22 protein-coding genes and 1 pseudogene are annotated in these 21,270 nt (G+C 71.7%); 16 read left to right on the top strand and 7 right to left on the bottom strand.

Annotated elements, in window-relative coordinates; genetic code table 11:
* The first annotated feature begins 87 nt into the window (after window positions 1-87).
* Both ABTY15_RS07900 and ABTY15_RS07895 read left to right on the top strand, forming a co-directional pair.
* Window positions 88-816 carry an ABC transporter ATP-binding protein gene (locus ABTY15_RS07900; RefSeq protein ID WP_350577865.1) on the top strand — a complete coding sequence of 243 codons (729 nt, stop codon included), beginning with the start codon at window positions 88-90 and terminating at the stop codon, window positions 814-816.
* A 3-nt stretch (window positions 817-819) separates the two neighbouring features.
* Complete coding sequence (locus tag ABTY15_RS07895; RefSeq protein ID WP_350577862.1) at window positions 820-3,753, top strand: ABC transporter permease; 2,934 nt, start codon at window positions 820-822, stop codon at window positions 3,751-3,753.
* A 140-nt stretch (window positions 3,754-3,893) separates the two neighbouring features.
* On the opposite strand, the gene ABTY15_RS07890 is transcribed toward ABTY15_RS07895, so the two are convergent.
* Window positions 3,894-4,451, bottom strand: a complete 558-nt coding sequence (locus ABTY15_RS07890) for a TetR/AcrR family transcriptional regulator (RefSeq protein ID WP_350577859.1) — start codon at window positions 4,449-4,451, stop codon at window positions 3,894-3,896.
* Window positions 4,452-4,870: 419 nt separating this feature from the next.
* On the opposite strand from ABTY15_RS07890, the gene ABTY15_RS07885 reads away from it, so the two are divergent.
* Both ABTY15_RS07885 and ABTY15_RS07880 read left to right on the top strand, forming a co-directional pair.
* On the top strand, window positions 4,871-5,101 hold the full coding sequence (locus ABTY15_RS07885; RefSeq protein ID WP_502893445.1) for an FAD-dependent oxidoreductase: 231 nt from the start codon (window positions 4,871-4,873) through the stop codon (window positions 5,099-5,101).
* Window positions 5,098-5,676 carry a flavin monoamine oxidase family protein gene (locus tag ABTY15_RS07880; RefSeq protein WP_350577854.1) on the top strand — a complete coding sequence of 193 codons (579 nt, stop codon included), beginning with the start codon at window positions 5,098-5,100 and terminating at the stop codon, window positions 5,674-5,676. Before ABTY15_RS07885 ends, ABTY15_RS07880 begins: the two co-directional genes overlap by 4 nt.
* Before the next feature lie 201 nt (window positions 5,677-5,877).
* Here the strand turns inward: ABTY15_RS07880 and ABTY15_RS07875 are convergent, their stop codons facing one another.
* On the bottom strand, window positions 5,878-6,411 hold the full coding sequence (locus ABTY15_RS07875) for a flavodoxin domain-containing protein (RefSeq protein WP_350577852.1): 534 nt from the start codon (window positions 6,409-6,411) through the stop codon (window positions 5,878-5,880).
* Window positions 6,412-6,576: 165 nt separating this feature from the next.
* On the opposite strand from ABTY15_RS07875, the gene ABTY15_RS07870 reads away from it, so the two are divergent.
* Window positions 6,577-7,080 (top strand): flavodoxin domain-containing protein, encoded by a 504-nt coding sequence (locus tag ABTY15_RS07870; protein ID WP_350577849.1) that lies wholly within the window; start codon window positions 6,577-6,579, stop codon window positions 7,078-7,080.
* A 41-nt stretch (window positions 7,081-7,121) separates the two neighbouring features.
* On the opposite strand, the gene ABTY15_RS07865 is transcribed toward ABTY15_RS07870, so the two are convergent.
* Both ABTY15_RS07865 and ABTY15_RS07860 read right to left on the bottom strand, forming a co-directional pair.
* Window positions 7,122-7,427, bottom strand: a complete 306-nt coding sequence (locus tag ABTY15_RS07865) for an MBL fold metallo-hydrolase (RefSeq protein ID WP_350577847.1) — start codon at window positions 7,425-7,427, stop codon at window positions 7,122-7,124.
* Window positions 7,428-7,536: 109 nt separating this feature from the next.
* Window positions 7,537-7,983, bottom strand: a complete 447-nt coding sequence (locus ABTY15_RS07860; protein ID WP_350577845.1) for an MBL fold metallo-hydrolase — start codon at window positions 7,981-7,983, stop codon at window positions 7,537-7,539.
* Window positions 7,984-8,142: 159 nt separating this feature from the next.
* Here ABTY15_RS07860 and ABTY15_RS07855 point away from each other — a divergent pair, with 159 nt between their 5' ends.
* The 10 genes from ABTY15_RS07855 to hypE are packed head-to-tail and all read left to right on the top strand — an operon-like array spanning window position 8,143 to window position 18,051.
* The gene (locus ABTY15_RS07855) at window positions 8,143-8,838 is read left to right on the top strand and encodes a CBS domain-containing protein (protein WP_350577842.1); all 696 of its coding nucleotides are present in this window, start codon (window positions 8,143-8,145) and stop codon (window positions 8,836-8,838) included.
* Window positions 8,795-9,949 (top strand): 4Fe-4S dicluster domain-containing protein, encoded by a 1,155-nt coding sequence (locus ABTY15_RS07850; protein WP_350577831.1) that lies wholly within the window; start codon window positions 8,795-8,797, stop codon window positions 9,947-9,949. The genes ABTY15_RS07855 and ABTY15_RS07850 overlap by 44 nt, the downstream gene beginning before the upstream one ends.
* Window positions 9,949-10,755, top strand: a complete 807-nt coding sequence (locus ABTY15_RS07845) for an FAD/NAD(P)-binding protein (RefSeq protein ID WP_350577828.1) — start codon at window positions 9,949-9,951, stop codon at window positions 10,753-10,755. Before ABTY15_RS07850 ends, ABTY15_RS07845 begins: the two co-directional genes overlap by 1 nt.
* A gap of 5 nt (window positions 10,756-10,760) precedes the next feature.
* Window positions 10,761-11,540 (top strand): NADH-quinone oxidoreductase subunit B family protein, encoded by a 780-nt coding sequence (locus ABTY15_RS07840; protein ID WP_350577825.1) that lies wholly within the window; start codon window positions 10,761-10,763, stop codon window positions 11,538-11,540.
* Window positions 11,537-12,832, top strand: a complete 1,296-nt coding sequence (locus tag ABTY15_RS07835) for a Ni/Fe hydrogenase subunit alpha (protein ID WP_350577822.1) — start codon at window positions 11,537-11,539, stop codon at window positions 12,830-12,832. Before ABTY15_RS07840 ends, ABTY15_RS07835 begins: the two co-directional genes overlap by 4 nt.
* Complete coding sequence (locus tag ABTY15_RS07830; RefSeq protein ID WP_350577819.1) at window positions 12,829-13,326, top strand: hydrogenase maturation protease; 498 nt, start codon at window positions 12,829-12,831, stop codon at window positions 13,324-13,326. The genes ABTY15_RS07835 and ABTY15_RS07830 overlap by 4 nt, the downstream gene beginning before the upstream one ends.
* Window positions 13,323-15,608 carry a carbamoyltransferase HypF gene (gene hypF / locus ABTY15_RS07825; RefSeq protein ID WP_350577816.1) on the top strand — a complete coding sequence of 762 codons (2,286 nt, stop codon included), beginning with the start codon at window positions 13,323-13,325 and terminating at the stop codon, window positions 15,606-15,608. Before ABTY15_RS07830 ends, hypF begins: the two co-directional genes overlap by 4 nt.
* Complete coding sequence (locus ABTY15_RS07820; protein WP_350577814.1) at window positions 15,609-15,890, top strand: HypC/HybG/HupF family hydrogenase formation chaperone; 282 nt, start codon at window positions 15,609-15,611, stop codon at window positions 15,888-15,890.
* Window positions 15,887-16,990, top strand: coding sequence for a hydrogenase formation protein HypD (gene hypD, locus ABTY15_RS07815; RefSeq protein ID WP_350577811.1), 1,104 nt, complete (start codon window positions 15,887-15,889; stop codon window positions 16,988-16,990). The genes ABTY15_RS07820 and hypD overlap by 4 nt, the downstream gene beginning before the upstream one ends.
* Complete coding sequence (gene hypE, locus ABTY15_RS07810) at window positions 16,987-18,051, top strand: hydrogenase expression/formation protein HypE (protein ID WP_350577808.1); 1,065 nt, start codon at window positions 16,987-16,989, stop codon at window positions 18,049-18,051. The genes hypD and hypE overlap by 4 nt, the downstream gene beginning before the upstream one ends.
* Window positions 18,052-18,154: 103 nt before the next feature.
* On the opposite strand, the gene ABTY15_RS07805 is transcribed toward hypE, so the two are convergent.
* Entirely contained in the window at window positions 18,155-18,583 is a 429-nt protein-coding gene (locus tag ABTY15_RS07805) for an aquaporin (RefSeq protein WP_350577806.1), read from the bottom strand.
* A gap of 266 nt (window positions 18,584-18,849) precedes the next feature.
* Between ABTY15_RS07805 and ABTY15_RS07800 the strand changes: the two genes are divergently transcribed.
* Window positions 18,850-19,527, top strand: a complete 678-nt coding sequence (locus tag ABTY15_RS07800) for a helix-turn-helix domain-containing protein (protein WP_350577804.1) — start codon at window positions 18,850-18,852, stop codon at window positions 19,525-19,527.
* A 108-nt stretch (window positions 19,528-19,635) separates the two neighbouring features.
* On the opposite strand, the pseudogene ABTY15_RS07795 reads toward ABTY15_RS07800, so the two are convergent.
* Window positions 19,636-19,773, bottom strand: a pseudogene (locus ABTY15_RS07795) (exodeoxyribonuclease III); the annotation flags it as partial.
* A gap of 315 nt (window positions 19,774-20,088) precedes the next feature.
* Window positions 20,089-21,141, bottom strand: a complete 1,053-nt coding sequence (locus ABTY15_RS07790) for a helix-turn-helix transcriptional regulator (RefSeq protein ID WP_350577799.1) — start codon at window positions 21,139-21,141, stop codon at window positions 20,089-20,091.
* Between the last annotated feature and the right edge of the window lie 129 nt (window positions 21,142-21,270).

Genomic DNA, 21,270 nt, shown 5'->3' with positions numbered 1-21,270 from the left:
GACCGGACCTCCGGTCGGGGCCGTCCAGACCTTCAGGTGACCGGACCGCCCGACGGACGGTGAAGAGGTGTGGAGGAGGTGAGCCCGGTGACCGAGACCGAGACCGAGAGCAGGTCGCGCCCGCTGCTGGCGGCCACGGGGGTACGCAAGGTCTACCGCACGGGGTCGGTCGAGGTGACGGCGCTGCGCGATCTCGACCTGACCGTTGAGCGGGGCGAGCTCGTCGGGGTGATGGGCCCCTCCGGCTCGGGGAAGACCACCCTGCTCAACTGCCTCTCCGGCTTGGACGACATCGACGCCGGCCGGGTCGAGGTCGACGGCCGCGACCTGTTCGCGATGTCGGACGCGGAGCGGACCGAGCACCGGGCCCGGGCGATGGGCTTCGTCTTCCAGGCGTTCAACCTGATCCCCGTGTTCTCCGCCGCCGAGAACGTCGAACTGCCGCTGCTGCTCACCGGGACTCCGCCGCGCGAGGCCCGCGCCCGTGCCGAGGCCATGCTGGAGCGGGTCGGCCTGGGCCATCGTGTCGCCCACCGGCCCAACGAGCTGTCCGGCGGTGAGCAGCAGCGCGTCACCATCGCTCGTGCCCTGGTCGCCCGGCCCGCCGTGGTCTGGGCCGACGAGCCCACCGGAAACCTCGACAGCGGCATGGCAGAGCAGGTGATGGAACTGCTCCAAACGCTCAACCGTGAGGAGGGCCAGACCATTGTGCTGGTCACGCACGACGAGGCGATCGGACGACGGCTGCCCCGGCTGGTACGGATGCGCGACGGCCGCCTGGTGGCTGACACCCTCCAGGCGTTTCCGGTGGGCTGAGCCGTGTACCCGAACCTCCTCCTCCCGCTGCTCGGCCTGCTGGCCGTGGCCCTGCTGGTCCTGCTAGCGGTCGCCGTGCGCCAGCCGGTGGTACGCCGGCTGGCGCTGCGCCAGGTCGCCCGGCGTCGTACGGAGGCCGCCCTGGTGATCACGGGCTCCATGCTGGGCACCGCGATCATCGTCGGCGCCCTGGTCGTCGGTGACACCCTCAACTTCTCGGTCCGTCAGGAGGCTTACCGGACCCTCGGACCGGTGGACGAGCGGATCGTCAGCACCGACGCCTCCGCCGGTCAGGCCGTCGCCACCCGGTTGCAGGCGCTCGCCGCCGACCCGAAGATCGACGGGGTACTGAGCGGCGAGGTCGCCCAGGCTGCGGCCGCGAGTACCGGCGGTGGTCGACCGACGGCCGAACCGCGCGTACTGGCCTGGCAGTTGGACCTGAACACGGCAGGCCGCTTCGGCGCGGCCGGCGGTGACTCCGGGCTGCGCGGACCGACCCCGCCGCCCGGGCAGGTGGTGCTGAACGAACCGCTCGCGCACGCCCTGCGGGTCGGCAGCGGCCAGCTGATCACCCTCTACCTGTACGGGCATCCGACGGACTACACCGTGGCACGGGTCGTCCCCCAGGAGGGCCTGGCGGGCACCGGCCTCGGTGGCCGGGTCAACCGCAACGTCTTCCTGCCGCCCGGAGCCCTGGACAGCGCCGCGCGGGCCGCGGGCGCGCAGCCGCAGTCGGTGACCCTGGTGTCCAACCGCGGCGGCGTCGAGTCGGGCGAGAAGCTCACCGACACCGTGACCTCGGACATCCGTACCGCGCTCGGCGCCGACGCGAGCCGGGCGGCCGTCGACACCCCCAAGCACACCGTGCTCGAGGCGGCCAAGAAGACCGGCGACTCGCTCGGTGCGTTGTTCCTGATGATCGGCAGCTTCAGCATCATCGCCGGCGCCCTGCTGCTGGTGAACATCTTCGTGATGCTCGGCGAGGAGCGGAAACCGCAACTGGGCATGCTGCGCGCGGTCGGACTCAAGCGCTCCCGCCTGATCGGCTCCTTCACCCTGGAGGGCGCGCTGTACGCGATGGCCGCCGCCCTGCCCGGGGTGGCGATCGGCATCGGCGTCGGCTGGGCCGTAGCCCTGGTCGCCGCCCAGATCTTCCGCAGCTGGTCGACCAGCGGCAGCGGGCTGGACATCGTCTTCTCCGTCACCCCGACCAGCCTGCTCAACGGCGCCGCCCTCGGCTTGGTGATCGCCCTCACCGCCATCGCCGCCACCAGCACCAGGATCAGCCGCTTCAACGTGATTGCCGCGATCCGCGACCTGCCCGCCGACACCGGGCGCAGGCCCCGTCGCCGGTTGGTCGCCGTCACCAGCACGCTCAGCGTCCTCTGCGCTCTCGCGGCGATCCCGGCGGTCGCCCGGAGCCAGGCCGAGCAGACCTACCTCCTGCCCGCCCTCGCGATCGGACTCGCCGTCCCCGCCGCGCGGCGGGTGCTGCCGCGGCGCCTCGTCGACAGCCTGGCGGCCGGACTGGTGCTGACCTGGACGCTGGCCGCGAGCGTGATCCGCCCGCGGATCTTCGACACGCCGTCGATGGCGGTCTACGTCCTCATCGGCACCCTCGCCGCCTTCTCCGGCGTCGTCCTGGTCAGCGAGAACCAGCAACTGCTGCTCCGCCCGCTGAGATGGCTGATGAACCGGCCCACGCAGCAGGGCCTGGCCACCCGCCTCGCCGCGGCCTACCCACTGGCCAAGCGGTTCCGCACCGGCTCGACCCTGGTGATGTACACCCTGATCGTCCTCGTCCTGGTACTGCTCACCCAGATCACCGGCATCATGAACGCCGGCATCGACCGGTCCGTGGCCGACGCGACCGCCGGGTACACCCTGCGCCTGGACTACAACCCGCAGGCGGGCCAGGACCCACTGGCCGATCTGCGCGGCCCGTCCCACAGCGGCCAGATCGCCGCCGTCGCTCCGCTGCTCAACGCGCGCGGCCAGTCCACCGACCCCGGCCACCGCACCGCGCAGCCGCTCGAGACCTCGGTCGTCGGAATCCCCGACGGCGCCGCCACCGGGATCGCCTTCCATGACCGGCTCCCCGGGCTGGCGAATGACACGGCGGTCTGGGATGCCCTCGCCGACCACCCCGACTACGTCGTACTCGACGGCTTCTTCGGCGCCACCGGCGGTCCCGCCGGCAAGTTCTACGCCCCCGGAGACACCCTCACCCTCACCGACCCGCTCACCGGACGCGCCGAACAGAAGACCATCGCAGGCGTCCTCAACAGCGGCCTCGCCTTCTACCCGGGCAACGGCACCAGCGCCACCGTCTACCCGCTGATCGAGAGCGAGCAGAGCGCGGCCGCGCAGTTCGGTCCCCAGGCACAGACGGCCAGTGCCCTGGTGCGCACCGCGCCCGGCACCTCGCCGGACGCCCTGGCCTCCCAGTTGCAGGGCGGTCACCTTTCCGCGAGCCTGGTGGCCACCCCGATCGCCACCGACGTCCACCGGCTGTTCGCCGCCAACACCGCCTTCTTCCGGCTGATGCAGGGCTTCCTGGCCCTCGGCCTGCTGATCGGCATCACCGGCCTCGGGGTGGTGATGGTCCGGGCCGTCCGCGAGCGGCGCCGCACCATCGGCGTGCTGCGGGCGCTGGGCTGCCAGGCCCGGACGGTCGAGCGGTCCTTCCTCTGGGAGAGCGGATTCGTCGCACTGGAGGGCACCGTCCTCGGCAGTGTGCTCGGGGTGCTCACCACCTGGCTGATGTACCAGAAGAGCTCCGCCTTCGCCGGCCTGAACGGCGGCTTCCCGATCGAGTGGGGCGCCATCGCACTGCTCGCCGCCGTCACCTTCGCCGCCTCCCTGCTCGCCGCCCTCGGACCCGCCCGCCACGCCGCGCGCATCAGACCCGCACTGGCCGTGCGTCTCCCGGACTGACCGGCTGACGGCCGGAAGTGCTGAGTGAGCTGCGGTCGGCGGGGAGGATTCCGGTGCCCGGTCTTCGGCCTTGGCCGGTGCCGCTCCTGCCCCGGGTGAGCCGGGGCCACCGGCGACGGACCGGTCGGAGACCGTCGCTCCTAACGCTCCGGACGGTGCTTGGCAGTCGCGCCATCCAGCAGGATCGCCGTGATGAAGTCCGGGGCTTGGCGGGTGCCCATGTGGCCTTCGAGGGTCAGCTCCCATGCGGTCTCGGCCAGGCCGCAGAATGTTGAGGCCAGCCAGGTGGCCGGCATGTCCTTGCGTAGCAGCCCCGCGCCTTGGCCGCGTTCGACGAACTCGACAGTGCGGGTGAAGATCGTCTCGGCGCGCGCGCTGGCCTCGGGTACACCCAGGACGTCGGGTTCGACGTAGACCAGGTTCCACAGCTGGGCGAACGGCGGGTAGTCGGCGACGAGTGCGGCCAGGGCCCGTTCCGCGGGGATGGTGTCGGCCTCGGCCCGGGTCAGGGCCCGGTCGCAGTCGTCGAGGATCTTCTGTGCCATCGCCTGCACCAGGTGCTGGCGGGTGGGGAAGAGACGGACCAGGGTCGCCCGGCTGATGCCCGAGCGTGTGGCGATGACCTGCATCGAGGCCGCCCGGTCCTTGGCGAGAATCGGGATCGCCGACTCCAGTACTTCTGTCGCGTCGGTACGCATCGCCGCGCCCAACCCCCAATGCCTCTATTGACACATCAGTGTGTCAATATATCCTCTGCTGTATCAGCCTCATTGTACTGAAGGTCGGCATGCCGCTGATCGGTGTCCGCGCGGCGTAGGCCGGTGGACCCCGACCCCATCCCCGCTGCCATGCATGGACGGGGTGCCCATGAAGCCCGTGCGGCTTCCTCGCCCACGGGCGGCTCGCCGAACGCAACGGAGCGTTCGATGACGTTCCTCTGTCAGTCCGTGTCAGATCGCAGATTGGTTCACAGTCATGACGATGCATCGCCGGCGCTTCTTGCAGAGCGTGGGCCTGGGCCTGCCCAGTCTCGCGCTTCTTGCCTCCCCGGCCGCCTGCGACGACAACGGGAGACGGCGAGGAGAACGGTACGCCGGGCTCGTCCGGGCGGCAGAAGGTGATCGTCGTCGGCGCCGGGATCAGCGGCCTGGGCGCGGCCCGACACCTGGTGGACAAGGGGCACGAGGTGTCGGTGCTCGAAGCGCGCGACCGGATCGGCGGGCGCATCTGGACCGGTCAGCAGTGGTCCGGCACATCACTCGATCTCGGGGCGTCGTGGATCCACGGCGTCGACGGCAACCCGATCGCTGACCTGGCGAAGAAGGCGGGCGCCAAGAAGGCGGGGTGACGGTCACCACCGACAAGGCCGCCTTCCAGGCCGACCACGTGGTGGTCACGCTGCCGCTGGGCGTCCTGCAGAGCGGCGCGGTCACGTTCGGCCCGGGCCTACCCCAGGCGAAGACCACCGCCATCGGCAAGCTCGGCACGGGCGTGCTCAACAAGTGCTACCTGCGCTTCCCCAAGGTGTTCCGGGCGGGTACCGACTGGCTGCAGTACGTGCCCACCGTGGACAAGTACGGGCAGTGGGCTCAGTGGATCAACGTCGCCCGCCCCACCGGCCAGCCGGTCCTGCTCGGCTTCAACGCCGCCGACTTCGGCCGCACCATCGAGGGCTGGAGTGACACCCAGATCGTCGACAGCGCTATGGCCACCCTGAAAACCATCTACGGCAGCGGCATCCCCGCCCCGACGGACCATCAGATCACCCGCTGGGCCTCCGATCCGTACGCGTGCGGCTCGTACTCGTTCACGAAGCTCGGCGCCACGAGAACGGGTTCTGGTCCGACTTCTGTTGGACCAGAACCCGTTCTGCTGAACAAAGCCACTTGGGCTCCGGAGTCGGATGCGCAGCTCAGTACCTGACAATCGTTCAGGCACATGAGGCACACGCGTAGCCGTCCGACCGCTACAGCGAACGGGCTGTCGTTCGGGAACCACCACTTCAACGATCGCACGTCATCGGTTGTTGTTGTCGCCCACCGTTGTGCCTGCCGGTTCGTGCCGCAAGCACCCCCGGAATCCCGGAACCTGTCTGCATCCATCGTTCACACGGAGTGAGCGGTGTCAGCCGGCTGCGAGTGCCTGTGCAATCTCCCGGCCCCAGTCGTCGACCTCTGCCCAGTCGCGATGGTCGCCGAACCGCCCGCCCATCAGGCGGAAGACCAGGCGCCCCGTGACCGGCCAATGGCCGGGCTCCACCGCGCCAGCGAAATCGTGCTCGCCCAACGGGCGGACGGCTCGCCGGATGGGGGCCGCCTGCTCAGGCAGATGCCGAGCCCGCATCCTCCGCAGTCGCCGGGCCATGCGTGGGTGGAAGGCGCTGCTCCGCTCGCCCACGAGGCTGACGCTGAACAGCCACACCGGGCGCTGCGCGAGCGCGTCCGCGTTCCGCCGGACGAACTCCTCGGCCTCGGGCAGCCACCGCCCGTCGTGGATCGCGCTGCCGAGCACGGCGGCGTCGAAGGCGCTCGGGTCAGGGGCGTGGGACAGCGCGCTGACCACAACCTCGTAGCCATGGCCGCGCAGGTCGGCGGCGATCCGCTCCGCAATGCCCGTTGTGGAGCCGTGCGCGCTGGCACAGCCGACGAACAGTCGCATGACGACCTCCCGGTGGGGCTCCGGCATCCGTATCTCAATGGCACCCGTTTGCGCCGGCTCCCGGCAGGGCCGGCTGGTCGGAAGTCCGGGGGCGTTGGGCCCTTTCCGGCGCGAGTCGAGCGGCTGACCCTGATCGTGAGGGACCGAATCCACGGAGGAATCACCATGAAGAAGCAACGGATCCTGGTGGCCTACGGCAGCAAGCACGGTGCCACCGCGGGGATCGCCAAGGAGATCGGCCGCACGCTGGAACAGGACGGCTTCGAGACCGCCGTGGTCCCCGCCGGAGACGTCCGGGACGTGTCCGAGTACGACGCGGTGATCCTCGGCAGCTCGCTCTACGCCGGCCACTGGCACCGTGATGCCCTGCACTGCGCCCACCGCAACGCCGAGGCTCTGCAGGACCGGCCGGTATGGCTGTTCAGCAGCGGTCCCCTGGACAGTACGGCCGAACAGCGCGAGATCCCACCCGTGCGGGCTGCCGCCAAGGAGATCGAGCACCTGCACGCCCGGGGCCATGTCACCTTCGGCGGGAGCATCACCGCGGAGACGCCCGGGTGGATCGCCCACAGCATCGTGCGGCACGGCAAGGGCGGCGACTACCGCAGCCCCGAGCACATCCAGCGCTGGGCGCACCAGGTCGGTGACGAGCTCCGGAACGAGGGATAGCGGCTGGGCCGACCGGCCCCGCAGCAGGTCCTTGCCGGGCCCTACAGCGGGGCGCGGCTTCCCCGACAGACCGAGGTTGCGTGGACAGGCACGTAGGTGCCGTACATCTTCAGCACCCGAGCTCCGTCCACGAGATCGCGCGCGCGAGTGCCCCCGGCGGCAAAGCCGACCACGACCACGGTGTTGCGCGGGTCGGGCAGCAGACGGCGCAGGTGGTGCACCACGCGCCCGCCGGTGGCCGTGCCGGAGGCGGAGACCAGGATCGACGGCACGCTGGAGTGCTCCAGCGCCATCGACTCCTGGAGGGAGCGGATGAGCTCGAACGGCTCGGGGTCGAGGGCCGCCACCCCCCGCTCCAGGATGTCGGGCCGGAGTTCAGGGTGCGCTCGATCGCCCGGGCGAACCACTCTCGGGCGGCTGTCTCCTCGTGGTGCCGGTTGCCGTACGTGGACTCCATCAGCAGCACGTCGGCGCCGCCGAACGGCTCCGGTGGGAGCAGCAGGGGTGGACGGGTCGGCCGAGGTCGCCGCTGACGGCCAGGGTGTGACCGTCCTCCAGCGTCAGATGCGCCCAGGACGAGCCGAGGATGTGCCCGGCGCGGTGGAGGCGGAGCACGGCGCCGTCGGTGATCTCCACGTCGGTGTCGTGCGGGACGGGGTCAAGAAGGTCGAGCGCGAGTTCGACGTCCTGTTCGTCGTAGAGAGGTTCGGCGGGGCGGTGCTTGGACCAGCCGTGCTGGTTGGCGTGGTCGGCGTCCTCCTTGAGGAGGTGGGCGCTGTCGCGGAGGATCAGCTCGGCGATCCGGGCGGTGTACGGGGTGGTGAGCGCCGGTCCGCGGAACCCGTCGGCGACCAGGCGCGGCAGGTAGCCGCAGTGGTCCAGGTGGGCGTGTGTGAGCACCACGGCGTGCACGTCCTTCGGGTCGAGCGGGAGCGGTCGGCGGTTGCGCCGGCGCAGCTCCGCGTGAGCGGCCCAGGAGGTGGGACCGAACGGCCCTGTCCGGGCCGAGCGGCGGGGCGGAGAGTTTGAGTACCGGCACCACCCTGCGGAGGAGTGATGACCATGCAGCACCGCAGCGTCCACGACGTGATGACCCAGGAGGTCATCACCGCCCGGTCCGGCACGCCGTTCAAGGAGATTGCGGCGCTGTTCCACCGCAACGACATCACCGCGATCCCGGTCATCGACGACCAGGGCCACCCGATCGGGATGGTCTCCGAGGCCGACCTGATCCGTAAAGCGGCCGTCCTGCCCGACCCGGAGGGACGCACCCCGGGACGGTGGCTCGACGCGAAGGACCGGGCCCGCGCGGAGGCGGAGACCGCGGGCGGCCTGATGACCAGCCCGGCTGTCACCGCTCGTGCCACGTGGTCCGTCCCGGAGGCCGCACGCCAGATGGACAAGCACAAGGTCAAGCGGCTGCCAGTGGTGGACGACGTCGGCCGGCTGGTCGGCATCGTCAGCCGCCGCGACCTGCTCCAGGTCTTCCTGCGGCACGACGCCGCGATCCGCGAGGAGATCACCCACGACGTGCTCGGCCAGACCCTCTGGCTGGCCCCCGGAGACGTCCAGGTCGTCGTCCGCGACGGCGTCGTCACCCTCACCGGGCGCCTCCCGCGCCGCAGCATGATCCCGATCGCCGAGCAGCTGTGCCGCGCCGTCGACGGCGTGGTGGCCGTGCACCAGACGCTCGACTTCACCGAGGACGACACCGATGTCCACCTTGAACAGCCCCACGCCTACCGCTCCGGCCGCTGACCGCGAGCTGGACGAGCAAGGCCTCGAGGCGTTGTTCGAGGCTCTGCAGCGACGCGGGCTGACGGTGGTCGGGCCGACCGTGAGGGGCGACGCGATCGTGCTCGCCGAACTGTCCTCGGCCGACGAACTGCCGTACGGCTGGAGCGTGGAGGTCGAAGCGGGCACCTACCGGCTGCACCGCCGCCCGGACCGGGCCGCGTTCGCGCACTCGGCCGGGCCGCAGTCCTGGAAGACCTTCCTGCACCCGCCCCGCGCCCGGCTCTGGCAGGCCGACCGCGCCGAGGACGGTGCTGTCACGTTGCGCGAGGACGACACCCCGCCGCCCCGGTACGCCTTCCTCGGCGTGCGGCCCTGCGACCTGCGGGCGATCGCTGTCCAGGACCGGGTGTTGACCGGCGGGCGGTACACCGATCCTGTGTACGGGCCGCGCCGGGCCGCGGTGTTCCTCGTCGCCGTGGAGTGCACCGAGCCGGGTGGGGTCTGCTTCTGCACCTCCATGGGCACCGGCCCCGGCCTGCCCGGGGGCGCCGTGTACGACCTGGCGTTGACCGAGACCGTGGACGAAGACGGGCTCCACTACCTGATCCGTTCCGGCAGCCCGGACGGTGACGAGGTGCTCGCCGAGCTGCCGACCCGTCCCACGGACGGCGAGACGGCCCGAGCGGCCGTCCGGGAGGCCGCCGGACGGATGGGCCGGGCGATGGACGCTACCGACCTGCGCACGCTGATGGCCGGCACCATGACCGCCGAGCGGTGGGACCAGGTCGCGGGCCGCTGCCTGACCTGCGGCAACTGCACGATGGTCTGCCCGACCTGTTTCTGCACCACCACCGAGGACACCACTGATCTGACGGGCGATCATGCCGAGCGCTGGCGCCGCTGGGACTCCTGCTTCGACCTCGACTTCTCCTACCTGCACGGGGTCGGCCCGGTGCGTTCGTCCGCCCGAAGCCGCTACCGCCAGTGGCTCACGCACAAACTCGGCACCTGGTACGACCAGTTCGGCTCCTCGGGCTGCGTCGGCTGCGGGCGGTGCATCGCCTGGTGTCCGGTCGGCATCGACCTCACCGAGGAGGTCGCCGCCCTGCGCGAGGAAGCCGGTGAACCCTGATGCACGCCGTGACCCCGATCCCGTACCGGGTGGCGGCGCGCCGCCACGAGAGCGCCGACACCGTGACTCTCGACCTCGTCCCGGCCACCGAGCCGCTGCGTCCGTTCCGCCCGGGCCAGTTCGCGATGCTGTATCCGTTCGGGGCGGGGGAGATCCCGGTCTCGGTCAGTCGCATCGCCGACGGGGTGCTGGGGCACACCGTGCGCGCCGTCGGAAAGGTCAGCGATGCACTCTGCCGGGCCGAAACCGGGTGCTGGATCGGCGTGCGGGGGCCCTACGGCACCGTCTGGCAGACACCGCCGGCCGGTAGCGACGTCGTGATCGTGAGCGGCGGCATCGGGCTCGCCCCACTGCGCCCGCTGATCCACCAACTCCTCGGCCAGGCCGATGCGTTCGGCCGGATCTCGGTCCTGGCCGGCTTTCGAAACCCGGGCGAAGTGCTCTTCCTGGACGAGCTCCCGCGCTGGCGCTACCTGACCGACACCCGGCTCACCGTGGATCACCCGGAGCCTGGCTGGCGGGGCGGCACCGGCCTGGTGACCACGCTGCTGGCGGATACCGCCTTCCGCCCGGACCATTGCGCCGCGTACCTCTGCGGACCGGAGCCGATGATGCGCGCCACAGCCCGCGCCCTACTGGCCCGGGGCGTGCCGGGGGAGCGAATCCGGGTGTCGCTGGAACGCAACATGCGGTGCGCCACCGGTTGGTGCGGCCACTGCCAGCTCGGCCCCACGCTGGTGTGCCGCGATGGTCCGGTGTTCGGCTGGGACCGGGTCGCCGATGATCTCGCCATCCCCGAGCGGTGAGCGCCATGAGCGTCCCGCGACTGGCCGTGTGGAAGTTCTCCTCCTGCGACGGCTGCCAGCTCACCCTCCTCGACTGCGAGGACGAACTGATCGAGCTCGCCGGGAAGGTCGAGATCGGCTACTTCCTGGAGGCCACCCGCCGCGAGCTGCCACCGCCGTACGACCTTTCGCTGGTCGAGGGCTCCGTCGCCACCAGCGCCGACCTGGAGCGCATACGGCGGGTGCGCGAACAGTCGAAGTACCTGGTCACCATCGGCGCGTGCGCCACCGCAGGCGGCGTCCAGGCTCTGCGCAACCTGGCGAGCCTGCCCGAGTACCAGGCCGTCGTCTACGCCTGCCCCGAGTACATCGACAGCCTCGCCGACTCCGCCCCGATCTCCGCCCACGTACCGGTCGACCTCGAACTGCGCGGCTGCCCGATCGACAAGCGCCAGCTCCTGGAGGTGATCACCGCCTACCTGGCCGACCGCAAACCCGACATCCCCGCCCACAGCGTCTGCTTCGAGTGCAAGCTGCGCGGCACCACCTGCGTCACCGTCGCCCACGGCACCCCGTGCCTCGGCCCGGTCACCCACGCCGGCTGCGGGGCGCTCTGCCCGGCGTACGGGCGCGGCTGCTACGGCTGCTTCGGTCCGATGGAGACGCCCAACACGCGGGCGATGCTGCCGCTGCTGCGACGTGACGGCATGTCGGACACGAACATCACCCGTCTCTACCGTACCTTCAACGCCGAGGCCCCCGCCTTCGCCGCGGCAGCCCGCGACGCCGAGGAGGCGGACGGATGACCCACCGCAGCCACCGCCTGCTCACCGTCGGCTCGCTCGCGCGGGTGGAGGGCGAGGGCGCGTTGCACATCTCCGTACGCGGCTCGCGGGTGGCGGACATCCGGCTGGAGATCTACGAGCCGCCGCGCTACTTCGAGGCGTTGCTCCGCGGCCGTGCCTACACCGAACCGCCCGACATCACCGCCCGGATCTGCGGAATCTGCCCCGTCGCGTACCAGATGAGCGCTTGCCGGGCCGTCGAGGACGCGTGCGGCGTCACCGTGGACGGGCAACTCGCCGAACTGCGGCGGCTGCTGTACTGCGGGGAGTGGATCGAGAGCCACACCCTGCACGTCTACCTCCTCCACGCACCCGACTTCCTGGGCCTGCCCGACGCGCTCGCCCTCGCCCGTACCCGGCCCGAGCTCCTGAAGCGGGGCCTGCGGCTGAAGAAGGCCGGCAACGAGATCGTCGAACGGCTGGGCGGTCGAGCCATCCACCCGATCAACGTCCGGCTCGGCGGCTTCCATCGCCTCCCCGAGCGAGCCGAACTCGACCGTCTCACCGCCGTACTGCGGCAGGCACGGACCGATGCGGAGGACACCCTGGGCTGGGTGGCCGGCTTCGAGTTCCCGGAGCTGGCAGTCGGTCACGAGCTGCTCGCCCTGCGAGGACGCGGCGGCTACGCGATCGACGCCGGCGTCCCGTACGGCAGCCGGACCGGTGCTTTCACCGCGGCCGACTTCGAGAGCCACGTCCTTGAGCGCCAAGTACCGCACTCCACCGCCCTCCACGCCGAACTCGACGGCCGCCGCTACCTGACCGGGCCGCTCGCCCGCTGGTCGCTCAACGGCGCGCTGCTCCCGCCGCCGATCCTGGCATTGGCCGCCGAGGCCGGACTCGGCCCGACCTGCGACAACCCGTTCCGGAGCATCCTCGTCCGGGCGGTCGAGGTGCTGTGGGCCGTGACCGAGGCCCAGCGCATCATCGAGCGGTACGAGCCCCCGCCGGTCCCCGCCGTCCCCGTGCCACCCCGGGCGGGTACCGGCCACGGCGCGACCGAGGCGCCGCGCGGACTGCTCTACCACCGCTACCAGCTCGACGGCGACGGCACGATCCGGGCCGCCACGATCATTCCGCCCACTGCCCAGAACCAGGCCGCCATCGAGGCCGACCTGCGCACCTTCGTCCAGGACCGGCTTCACTTGGACGATGTGGAGCTGACCCGCCAGTGCGAGCAGGCCATCCGCAACTACGACCCCTGTATCTCCTGCGCCGCCCACTTCCTCGACCTCACCGTGGAGCGGGCATGAGCGACCGGATCGTCCTCATCGGCGTCGGCAACGAGTACCGCCACGACGACGGCGCCGCCGTCGCCGTGCTGGCCGAGCTCGCCGCCGAGGACCTCCAGGTCGACCGCATCACCCTCTGCGACGGCGAACCGACCCGGCTGATGGAGCTGTGGGAGGGGGCAGAGCTCGCCATCGTGGTCGACGCCGTACACAGCCACCCCGGCGAGCCGGGCCGTATTCACCAGGTCACCGTCGACGCGGACCACCTGTTGGCCGACCCCCTTGCCGACAGCAGCGCCGCGGCGGGTACCCACGGTCTGGGCCTCGGACACGCCGTCGCGCTGGCCGCCGCACTCGCCCGGCTGCCCCGCGAGCTGCTGATCGTCGCTGTCGAGGGCACGGACTTCTCGATCGGCGAGGGGCTGAGTCCGGCCGTCTCCGAAGCGGTACCCCGCGCCGCCGCGGAGGTCCGCCGCTCGGTGGACGCCCATCGGGCGAAGGAGACCGGCCCATGACCACCGAACTGCGCCGGGTCGAGGTCCACGGCACCGTCCAGGGCGTCGGCTTCCGCCCCTTCGCCCACCGGCTCGCCACCTCGCTGGGCCTGTCCGGCTGGGTGCGCAACGAGGACGGCCACGTGGTCTCCCTGGTGGCCGGTCCGCCGTCCGCGCTCGCCGAGTACACCACCCGCCTGGGCACCGACGCGCCGCCGCTCGCCGTGGTCACCTCCGTACGCAGCCGCCCGGCACCCGCCGACGAAGCCCCCGGACCCGGCTTCACCGTTCTCGCCAGCACGGTCGCCACGACCGACCTGCCTCGCGAGATCCCACCCGACGCCGCGACCTGCCCCGACTGCCTATGCGAACTCTTCGACCCCGCCGACCGCCGCTACCGCTACCCGTTCCTCAACTGCACCGCCTGCGGCCCGCGCGCCACCATCATCGACGACCTGCCGTACGACCGGCGGCGCACTGCGATGCGGGCCTTCCCGCTCTGCCCGGCGTGTGCCGATGAGTGCGAGGACCCGGCCAACCGCCGCTTCCACGCCGAGCCCGTGGCCTGCCCGGTGTGCGGGCCGCACCTGAAGTGGGACGACGGCGATGTGGCGGGCGAGAGCGCGCTGGCCGCCGCCGAACAGGCCCTGCGGGCCGGACGGATCGTCGCGGTCAAGGGCCTCGGCGGCTACCAACTCGTCTGCGACGCCGCCGACGAACAGACCGTGCAGCGGCTCCGAGACCGCAAGCACCGGCCCGCGAAGCCATTCGCCGTGATGGTGCCGGACCTCGCCGCCGCCCGCCGGCTCGCGTACGTGAACCAGTCCGAGGCGGCACTGCTCACCTCCACCGCCCGTCCGATCGTGCTGCTCACCGCCCGGCCCGGCGCCCTGGCCCCGGCCGTCCACCCCGGCACCGACCGCGTCGGCCTCTTCCTGCCCTACACCCCGCTGCACCACCTGATGATGCGAGACCTCGACCAGGCGCTCGTGGTGACCAGCGGCAACCGCTCCCACGAACCGATCGCCATCGACGACGCCGAGGCCCGGCGGATCCTCGGCGACGTCGCCGACGGCTTCCTGACCCACAACCGGCCGATCCGCGCCCGCTACGACGACTCCGTCACCCACGCCCCGCTCGGCACACCGGCCGTGCTGCGCCGCGCCCGCGGATATGCCCCAGCGCCGCTCCGCCTGCCCCGGGCCACGCCCGAACCGGTGGTCGCCGTCGGCGCCCAGCTCAAGCACACCTTCGCCCTCGCGATCGGGGACCGTGCCGTCCTCGGCCCGCACACGGGCGACCTCCAGGACGCCACCACCCTCGACGCCTTCGAGACCTCCTTCCACCGGCTGGCCCGCCTCCAGGCCGTCGAGCCCGCCTGGGTCGCCCACGACCTGCACCCCGACTACCTGTCCAGCGCCTTCGCCACCCGTTGGCCGAGGAACCGCCGCATCGCCGTCCAGCACCACCACGCCCACGTCGCCTCCTGCGCCGCCGAACACGGCGTCACCGGCCCCTTTGTCGGCGTCGCCTACGACGGACTGGGCCTCGGCGACGACGGCACCCTGTGGGGCGGCGAGATCCTGCTCGCCGACCTCACCGGCTACCGCCGCCTCGGCCGTTTCGCCCGCGCCCCCCTCCCGGGCGGGGAGGCAGCCGTGCGGCGCCCGGCCCGGATGGCGCTCGGCTACCTGTACGGACTGGAGCGCCTCGGCGAACCGATCGAGGACGCCTTCAGCCACCGGCTCGACCCGCGCGAGGTCCGCACCGTCGTCCGGATGATCGAACGAGGCTTCAACTCCCCGACCGCCTCGAGCGCCGGACGGCTCTTCGACGCCGTCTCCGCCCTGCTCGGCCTGCGCGACGACGCATCCTACGAGGGCGAGGCCGCCGTCGCCCTGGAACAGGCCGCCGGATCGCTGTCCGCCGAGGCTCTGCCCTGGAGGATCAGCCGCGTCAAAGAGCTGTCGGTGTACGACCCCGCCCCAACCCTCGCTGCCGTCCTGCACCGCACCGCGGCAGGTGAGCCGACCGGGCCGATCGCCGCCGCCTTCCACACCACCCTCGCCGAGGTCACCGGCGCCCTGGTCGCCGAGGCCGTCCGGGAGACCGGCGCGGACACCGTGTGCCTGTCCGGAGGCTGCTTCCAGAACCGCCGCCTGCTCACCGAGGTCCACGACCACCTGACGCGGCAGGGCTTGCGCGTCCTCGCCAACAGTGCCGTGCCCGCCAACGACGGCGGCATCAGCTACGGCCAGGCCGCCGTCGCCGCCGCTCGCCTGTCCGCCCGGAAGGAAACCTGAATGTGCCTGGGCATCCCCGGCCGGATCATCGAGACCCATGAGAGCGCCGGACTGCTGATGGGAACCGTCGACTTCGGCGGCGTCCGGCGCGAGGTATGCCTCGCCTGCACGCCGGAGGCGGAAGTCGGCAGCTACGTCATCGTTCACGTCGGCTTCGCCATCTCGATCGTCGACGAAGCCGAGGCGCAGCGCACCCTCGCCGTGCTCCGCGCGATCCCCGACGCGATCGCCACCGAACTCGGCGAACCCCTGCCCGCTGCTCCCGGAGGTGACACCCGGTGAAGTACCTCGACGAGTACCGCGACCCGGCGCTGGCTCGCAAGCTCCTCGCCGAACTGACGGCCACCGCCACCGAGCCGTGGCGGATCATGGAGGTCTGCGGAGGCCAGACCCACACCCTGGTCCGGCAGGGCATCGACGACCTGCTCCCGGCCGGGATCCGCATGATCCACGGCCCCGGCTGCCCGGTCTGCGTCACCCCGCTCGAAGTGCTCGACCGGGCCCACGCCATCGCGGCCCTACCGGGCGTGGTGTTCACCAGCTTCGGTGACATGCTGCGCGTCCCCGGCTCCCACACCGACCTGCTCGCCCTCCGCGCGCGCGGAGCCGACGTACGACCCGTCTACTCACCGATGGACGCCGTCCGGATCGCCGTCGCGGAACCGGCCGAGCAGGTGGTCTTCCTCGCCGTCGGCTTCGAGACCACTGCACCCGCCAACGCCCTCGCCGTCCAACAGGCCGACCGGCTCGGCCTCGACAACTTCTCCGTCCTGGTCAGCCACGTCCTCGTCCCGCCCGCGATCACCACCCTGCTGGAGGACCCGGACTGCGAGGTGCAGGCCTTCCTCGCCGCCGGCCACGTCTGCGCGGTGATGGGCTGGCGTGCCTACGAACCCATTGCCGCGAAGTACCAGGTCCCGATCGTGGTCACGGGCTTCGAACCGCTCGACCTGCTGGAGGGCATCCTGATGGCCGTCCGTCAGCTGGAGGACAGCCGGGCCGAGGTGGAGAACCAGTACGTCCGGGCCGTGCGTCGCGACGGCAACACCGATGCCCAGCACGCCATCGAGACCGTCTTCCGGATCGCCGATCGGCCCTGGCGCGGCCTCGGCCCGATCCCCGACAGCGGACTCGTCCTCGCCCCCGACTTCGCCCGCTTCGACGCCGCCACCCGCTTCGAAGTCGGCGGCATCACCACCGCCGAACACCCCGAGTGCATCGCGGGCGAGATCCTCACCGGCGCCAAACTCCCCACCGACTGCACCGCGTACGGCACCCGCTGCACCCCACGGAACCCACTCGGCGCCCCGATGGTCTCGGGCGAGGGCACCTGCGCCGCCTTCTACGCCGCCGGCCGCGTACCGAGGAAGGTCGAGGCATGACCGCCCTCGAGTGCCCGCTGCCCATCGAGGAGGGCGAAGTCGTCCTGCTCGGCCACGGCGCCGGCGGGCGGCTCTCCGCCGAACTGCTGGAGGACCTCCTGTTGCCTGCGATCAGCGGCTCATCCGGCCGCGGCCTGATCGGCCGGGTCCCGCTGGAGGACGCCGCCGTCCTGCCCGCCACCGGCGGCGCCGAACTGGTTGTCTCCACCGACTCCTTCGTGGTCAGCCCGCTCTTCTTCCCGGGAGGGGACATCGGCTCGCTCTCCGTTCACGGCACCATCAACGACGTCGCCATGATGGGTGCGATGCCGACCGCGCTGACCGTCTCCCTGATCATCGAGGAGGGCCTGCCGCTCGCCACCCTCGAACGCGTGGCCCGCTCCCTCGGCGAGGCGGCGCGCGCGGCCGGCGTGGCGGTGGTCACCGGCGACACCAAGGTCGTCAACCGGGGCGCAGCCGACCAGCTCTTCATCACCACAACCGGCCTCGGCACCCGCCTGCCGGGCACCCGAACCTCCGCCGCGTACGCCGCGCCCGGCGACGTGGTGCTGCTCTCCGGTCCGATCGGCCTGCACGGTACGACCGTCCTGTCCACCCGCGAGGGCCTGGGCTTCGAGTCCGACATCGCCACCGACTCCCGGCCGCTGCACCACCTGGTCCGCGCCATCGCGAAGGCCGGCGGCAGCGCTGTCCACGTCCTGCGCGACCCCACCCGCGGCGGGCTGGCCACCACGCTCAACGAGATCGCCCGCGACTCGGCCGTGACCGTCGAGATCGACGAGGCCGCCATCCCCGTGCCCGAGGCGGTCGCCGCCGCCTGCGACCTGCTCGGGCTGGACGTCCTCCACGTCGCCAACGAGGGCTGCCTGGTCGCCTTCGTCGCCGCCGACAAGGCCGAGGACGTGCTCACCGCGATGCGGGCTGTCCCCGGCGGCGAGGGTGCAGTCCGGATCGGCCACGTCGCCGACTGGCCGGCCGGGCGGGTCGTCATGCGCACCCTGGTCGGGGCCCACCGCGTGGTCGACATGCTCGCCGGCGAGCAGCTCCCCAGAATCTGCTGACGACCACCCCCTGAGCGGGGCAGCGTCCAGGCGGAGGACATGAGGGCGCGGCGCCGCAAGGACGGGCGGTGTGGTAGGTGGCGCTGCACCGGAACGGCCGGATTCAACACTGCGGAGGTGGACGTGGCGCGCGGTGACACGGAAGCTTCGGCACGACGGCGATGGGCTCTGGTGGCGTCGTTGGCGGCCCTGCTCCTGACGGCGGTGCCGACCACGCCGCCGCGGTCGCCGCCGGGCGGCCATTCGCGCTCGGCGTCGGCCACCCGCTGTTTGAGGCGGCGAAGCTGTCCGGGGTGACGGAGATCGAGTCGATCCCGGCCCGGTCCAGGACGCGGGTGAACGCTGGGTCGTTGCTGGGACGTTGGCCGCAGAGGCCGACCGGCCGGCCGGCCGCTAGCAGGTAGATCCACAGCGGGCCGCCCTGGCCGCCCACCAGCGCGGGGGCCAGGCTACGGGCCGGATTCATCGAGGCGCCGGTCGCCGCGTCGACCACACCCCCGCCTGCGGCGACCAGAACCAGGAAGAAGTTCATCGAGCAGCTCATCCAGGCGCAGCTGCGGGAGCGGGGCCGGCCCCTCGTCCGATGCGCTGCCCACCGCCGCCTCCGAGGCTCCTGACGCCCGTCTGCTGCCACTGCCCACAGTGGACGGCGGCCGTGCTGCCTGCTCGGAAGTACCGCCGAGGGAGAGGATCGTTCCTGGACAGGGCCGATCGGCCCAGGCGCCTGCCCTCCCGGCCCCAGCGTCCCCCGGCTGGTCCGGGGGACGCTGGAGGCGAACGTCCTTCCAGGAGGACACCGTGAACGAGAACACCGCAAGCCCGGCAAACCCAGCAGGCCCTCTCACGACGGCGGTCCTGAGAAGGATCGAGGTTCAGCGGCAGCACCTCGGCCTCACTACGGAAGAGCTCGCCCGTCGTGCTGGCATGTCGCCGCACTACCTCCAGCTCCTGACCGAGGCGGGAGCCGACTTCGACCCGGCCAGCCTGCTACGCATCGCCACTGCTCTGGACATGACCTACGCCGAGCTCATGGAAGGCCGAGCCGAGCCTCCGCCCGGGCAGCAGAGCGCCTCGCGCCACCCGGCGCTGATGAAGCTGACCGCGAGGGAGTGCTGGGACCGCATCGGCACCCACGGGATCGGCCGCATCGCCCTGCCCGTCCATCCGGGACCTGCCGTGTTTCCCGTCAACTACATGGTCGACCGCCGGACCGTGCTCTACCGGACGGATCCACGCGGGGCGGCGGCAGTCGAAGACAGCATTGAGGTCTCCTTCCAGGTCGATCACATCGACGAGCACCACCGGGACGGCTGGAGCGTGCTGATCACCGGAACCGCCGAGCACGTCACCGATCCCGAAACCATCCGCCATCTGGCGGACCAGCCCGGTGCCCAGCCTTGGGCCGGTGGCGTCCGCAGCCTGTGGATCCGGGTCACCCCGGCGCACATCACCGGGCGCCAGATCCACACCGTCTGATCCGGCGATGACGCATCGCTGCCGCCCGGCGGTGAGCTACGGAGCGCGGCCACGGCGCGGGGGTTCCCTCTGCGGGTGCCCGGCGCTCGACGGCGCGGGGTCGCTGGGTCAGAACGTGTGATCGAAGACCGCCGTGACGGGCGCGTGGTCGCTCCAGCGCTCGGCGTGGGTGTCGGCCCGCTCGACGTAGGCCTCGATGGCCTTGGCGGCGAGGCCGGGGGTGGTGACCTGGAGGTCGATCCGCCAGCGGAACGACACCTTTTCGAAAAAGGTCCACCCGTTCGAGTGCAGCCTGTTCGAGGGTGCTCGCTGGCCTGGGCGGTAGGGGGCCTTCTGTGAGCATCATGACGGCGTTGGCGCCGGTTCGGGCGGTTGTGGGTTCGCGCGTGTCGGACACGCACGGGGACGAGGGCAAGGTGTCGCATCTGGTCCAGGCGGAGTCGGCGGCGCGGCATGCGCTGTCGAAGGAGTGGGAGATCGTCGTCGTCGGTGATGAGCAGGGCAGCCCGCCGTGTTGCGCCGCGGGCTGCTGTGCCGAGCCCTTCGGGCGTCGTATGGGGATCAGCGATGGGTCTGTGCCGGACGTTCGACGGGCTCGAGCGGCGCGGCGGGTTTCGTTCTCACGGCATCCGGACCGGTCTCGGGTCTTGCGGCGCGGGCGTAGCGGGCGGCGAGGTCTGCGAAGGCGGTGGCCAGCTGGGGCGGGCCGACGACGTCGATGTCGGTGTCGAAGCGGCCGATGGTCGCGGCGAGTCCGGTCCATGACCAGGAGCCGAGGACAAGTCGGCAGCGGTGCGGGTCCAGTTCCTCGACGATTCCGTCCGGGGCGAAGGGTGCGACCTCGGCGGCCGGGAGGTGGAGGACGACTTCGCCTCGGCAGGGCCAGTCGGTGGTGGTGCCGTCGTTGCCGCGGAACCGGCTGGTGACGAAGGTCGACACGTTGTCGCCGGGGAGGTCACGAGGGGTGAAGCGGGGACCGGTGGGCGTGCGGGGTCGGATGCGGTCGACGCGGAAGGTGCGCCAGTCCTGGCGGTCGAGGTCCCAGGCCACGAGGTACCAGCGATGGTGCCAGGTGACCAGGTGGTGGGGTTGCACCCGGCGGGGATCGCCGCTTGAGGTGCCGGGGGCTGGGGTGTAGTCGAAGCGAAGTTCCTCGCGGGCGTGGATGACGCGGCTCAGGTCCATCAGGATCTGAGCGTCGACCTGGGGGATCTCGCCGGTGGCCTCGGGCGGTTGGACGGCGGTGACGTGCAAGAGGTCGATGCGGTGGCGCAGGCGGGGTGGCATGACCTGGCGGAGGGCGGCCAGGGCGCGGGTGGCGTCTTCGGCGACGGTGGTGCCGGCGGCGGCGGTCTGCAGCGCGACGGCCAGGGCGACGGCCTGGCCGTCGTCGAACAGCATGGGCGGCAGGTGAGTTCCGGCCTCCAGGCGGTAGCCGCCGGCCGGTCCTTTGAGGGTCCTGATCGGGTAGTCGAGTTCGCGCAGGCGGTCGATGTCACGGCGCACGGTGCGCGAGGTGATGCCGAGACGCTCGGCGAGATCATCGCCGGACCAGTCACGGGGCGTTTGAAGGAGCGCGAGCAGCGCGAGCAGCCGGGCAGATGTTTTATGCATGGCACCCATCCTCCCCGGAGTACCGGACGCAACCTGTCCTCTACCTCTGCCATCGTGACACACGAGCCGTTCGGGAGGCATAACCCCCGGTCACGGCAGCCGCCGCTCGGCACCGACGGCCGACGGCGC

The sequence above is a fragment of the Kitasatospora sp. NPDC097643 genome (genome assembly GCF_040302625.1).
GTDB lineage: Bacteria > Actinomycetota > Actinomycetes > Streptomycetales > Streptomycetaceae > Kitasatospora.
Note: the sequence above shows the minus strand (reverse complement) of the source record. Positions and strands in the feature narration are given on the sequence as shown.

What these genes read in the sequence shown, in the direction of transcription:
- ABTY15_RS07890 (WP_350577859.1), bottom strand. Translation starts at nt 4,451, where the DNA reads ATGCGTACCGACGCGACAGAAGTACTGGAGTCGGCGATCCCGATTCTC.
- ABTY15_RS07875 (WP_350577852.1), bottom strand. Translation starts at nt 6,411, where the DNA reads ATGCGACTGTTCGTCGGCTGTGCCAGCGCGCACGGCTCCACAACGGGC.
- ABTY15_RS07870 (WP_350577849.1), top strand. Translation starts at nt 6,577, where the DNA reads ATGAAGAAGCAACGGATCCTGGTGGCCTACGGCAGCAAGCACGGTGCC.
- ABTY15_RS07855 (WP_350577842.1), top strand. Translation starts at nt 8,143, where the DNA reads ATGCAGCACCGCAGCGTCCACGACGTGATGACCCAGGAGGTCATCACC.
- ABTY15_RS07850 (WP_350577831.1), top strand. Translation starts at nt 8,795, where the DNA reads ATGTCCACCTTGAACAGCCCCACGCCTACCGCTCCGGCCGCTGACCGC.
- ABTY15_RS07845 (WP_350577828.1), top strand. Translation starts at nt 9,949, where the DNA reads ATGCACGCCGTGACCCCGATCCCGTACCGGGTGGCGGCGCGCCGCCAC.
- ABTY15_RS07840 (WP_350577825.1), top strand. Translation starts at nt 10,761, where the DNA reads ATGAGCGTCCCGCGACTGGCCGTGTGGAAGTTCTCCTCCTGCGACGGC.
- ABTY15_RS07835 (WP_350577822.1), top strand. Translation starts at nt 11,537, where the DNA reads ATGACCCACCGCAGCCACCGCCTGCTCACCGTCGGCTCGCTCGCGCGG.
- ABTY15_RS07830 (WP_350577819.1), top strand. Translation starts at nt 12,829, where the DNA reads ATGAGCGACCGGATCGTCCTCATCGGCGTCGGCAACGAGTACCGCCAC.
- hypF (WP_350577816.1), top strand. Translation starts at nt 13,323, where the DNA reads ATGACCACCGAACTGCGCCGGGTCGAGGTCCACGGCACCGTCCAGGGC.
- ABTY15_RS07820 (WP_350577814.1), top strand. Translation starts at nt 15,609, where the DNA reads ATGTGCCTGGGCATCCCCGGCCGGATCATCGAGACCCATGAGAGCGCC.
- hypE (WP_350577808.1), top strand. Translation starts at nt 16,987, where the DNA reads ATGACCGCCCTCGAGTGCCCGCTGCCCATCGAGGAGGGCGAAGTCGTC.
- ABTY15_RS07805 (WP_350577806.1), bottom strand. Translation starts at nt 18,583, where the DNA reads ATGAACTTCTTCCTGGTTCTGGTCGCCGCAGGCGGGGGTGTGGTCGAC.
- ABTY15_RS07790 (WP_350577799.1), bottom strand. Translation starts at nt 21,141, where the DNA reads ATGCATAAAACATCTGCCCGGCTGCTCGCGCTGCTCGCGCTCCTTCAA.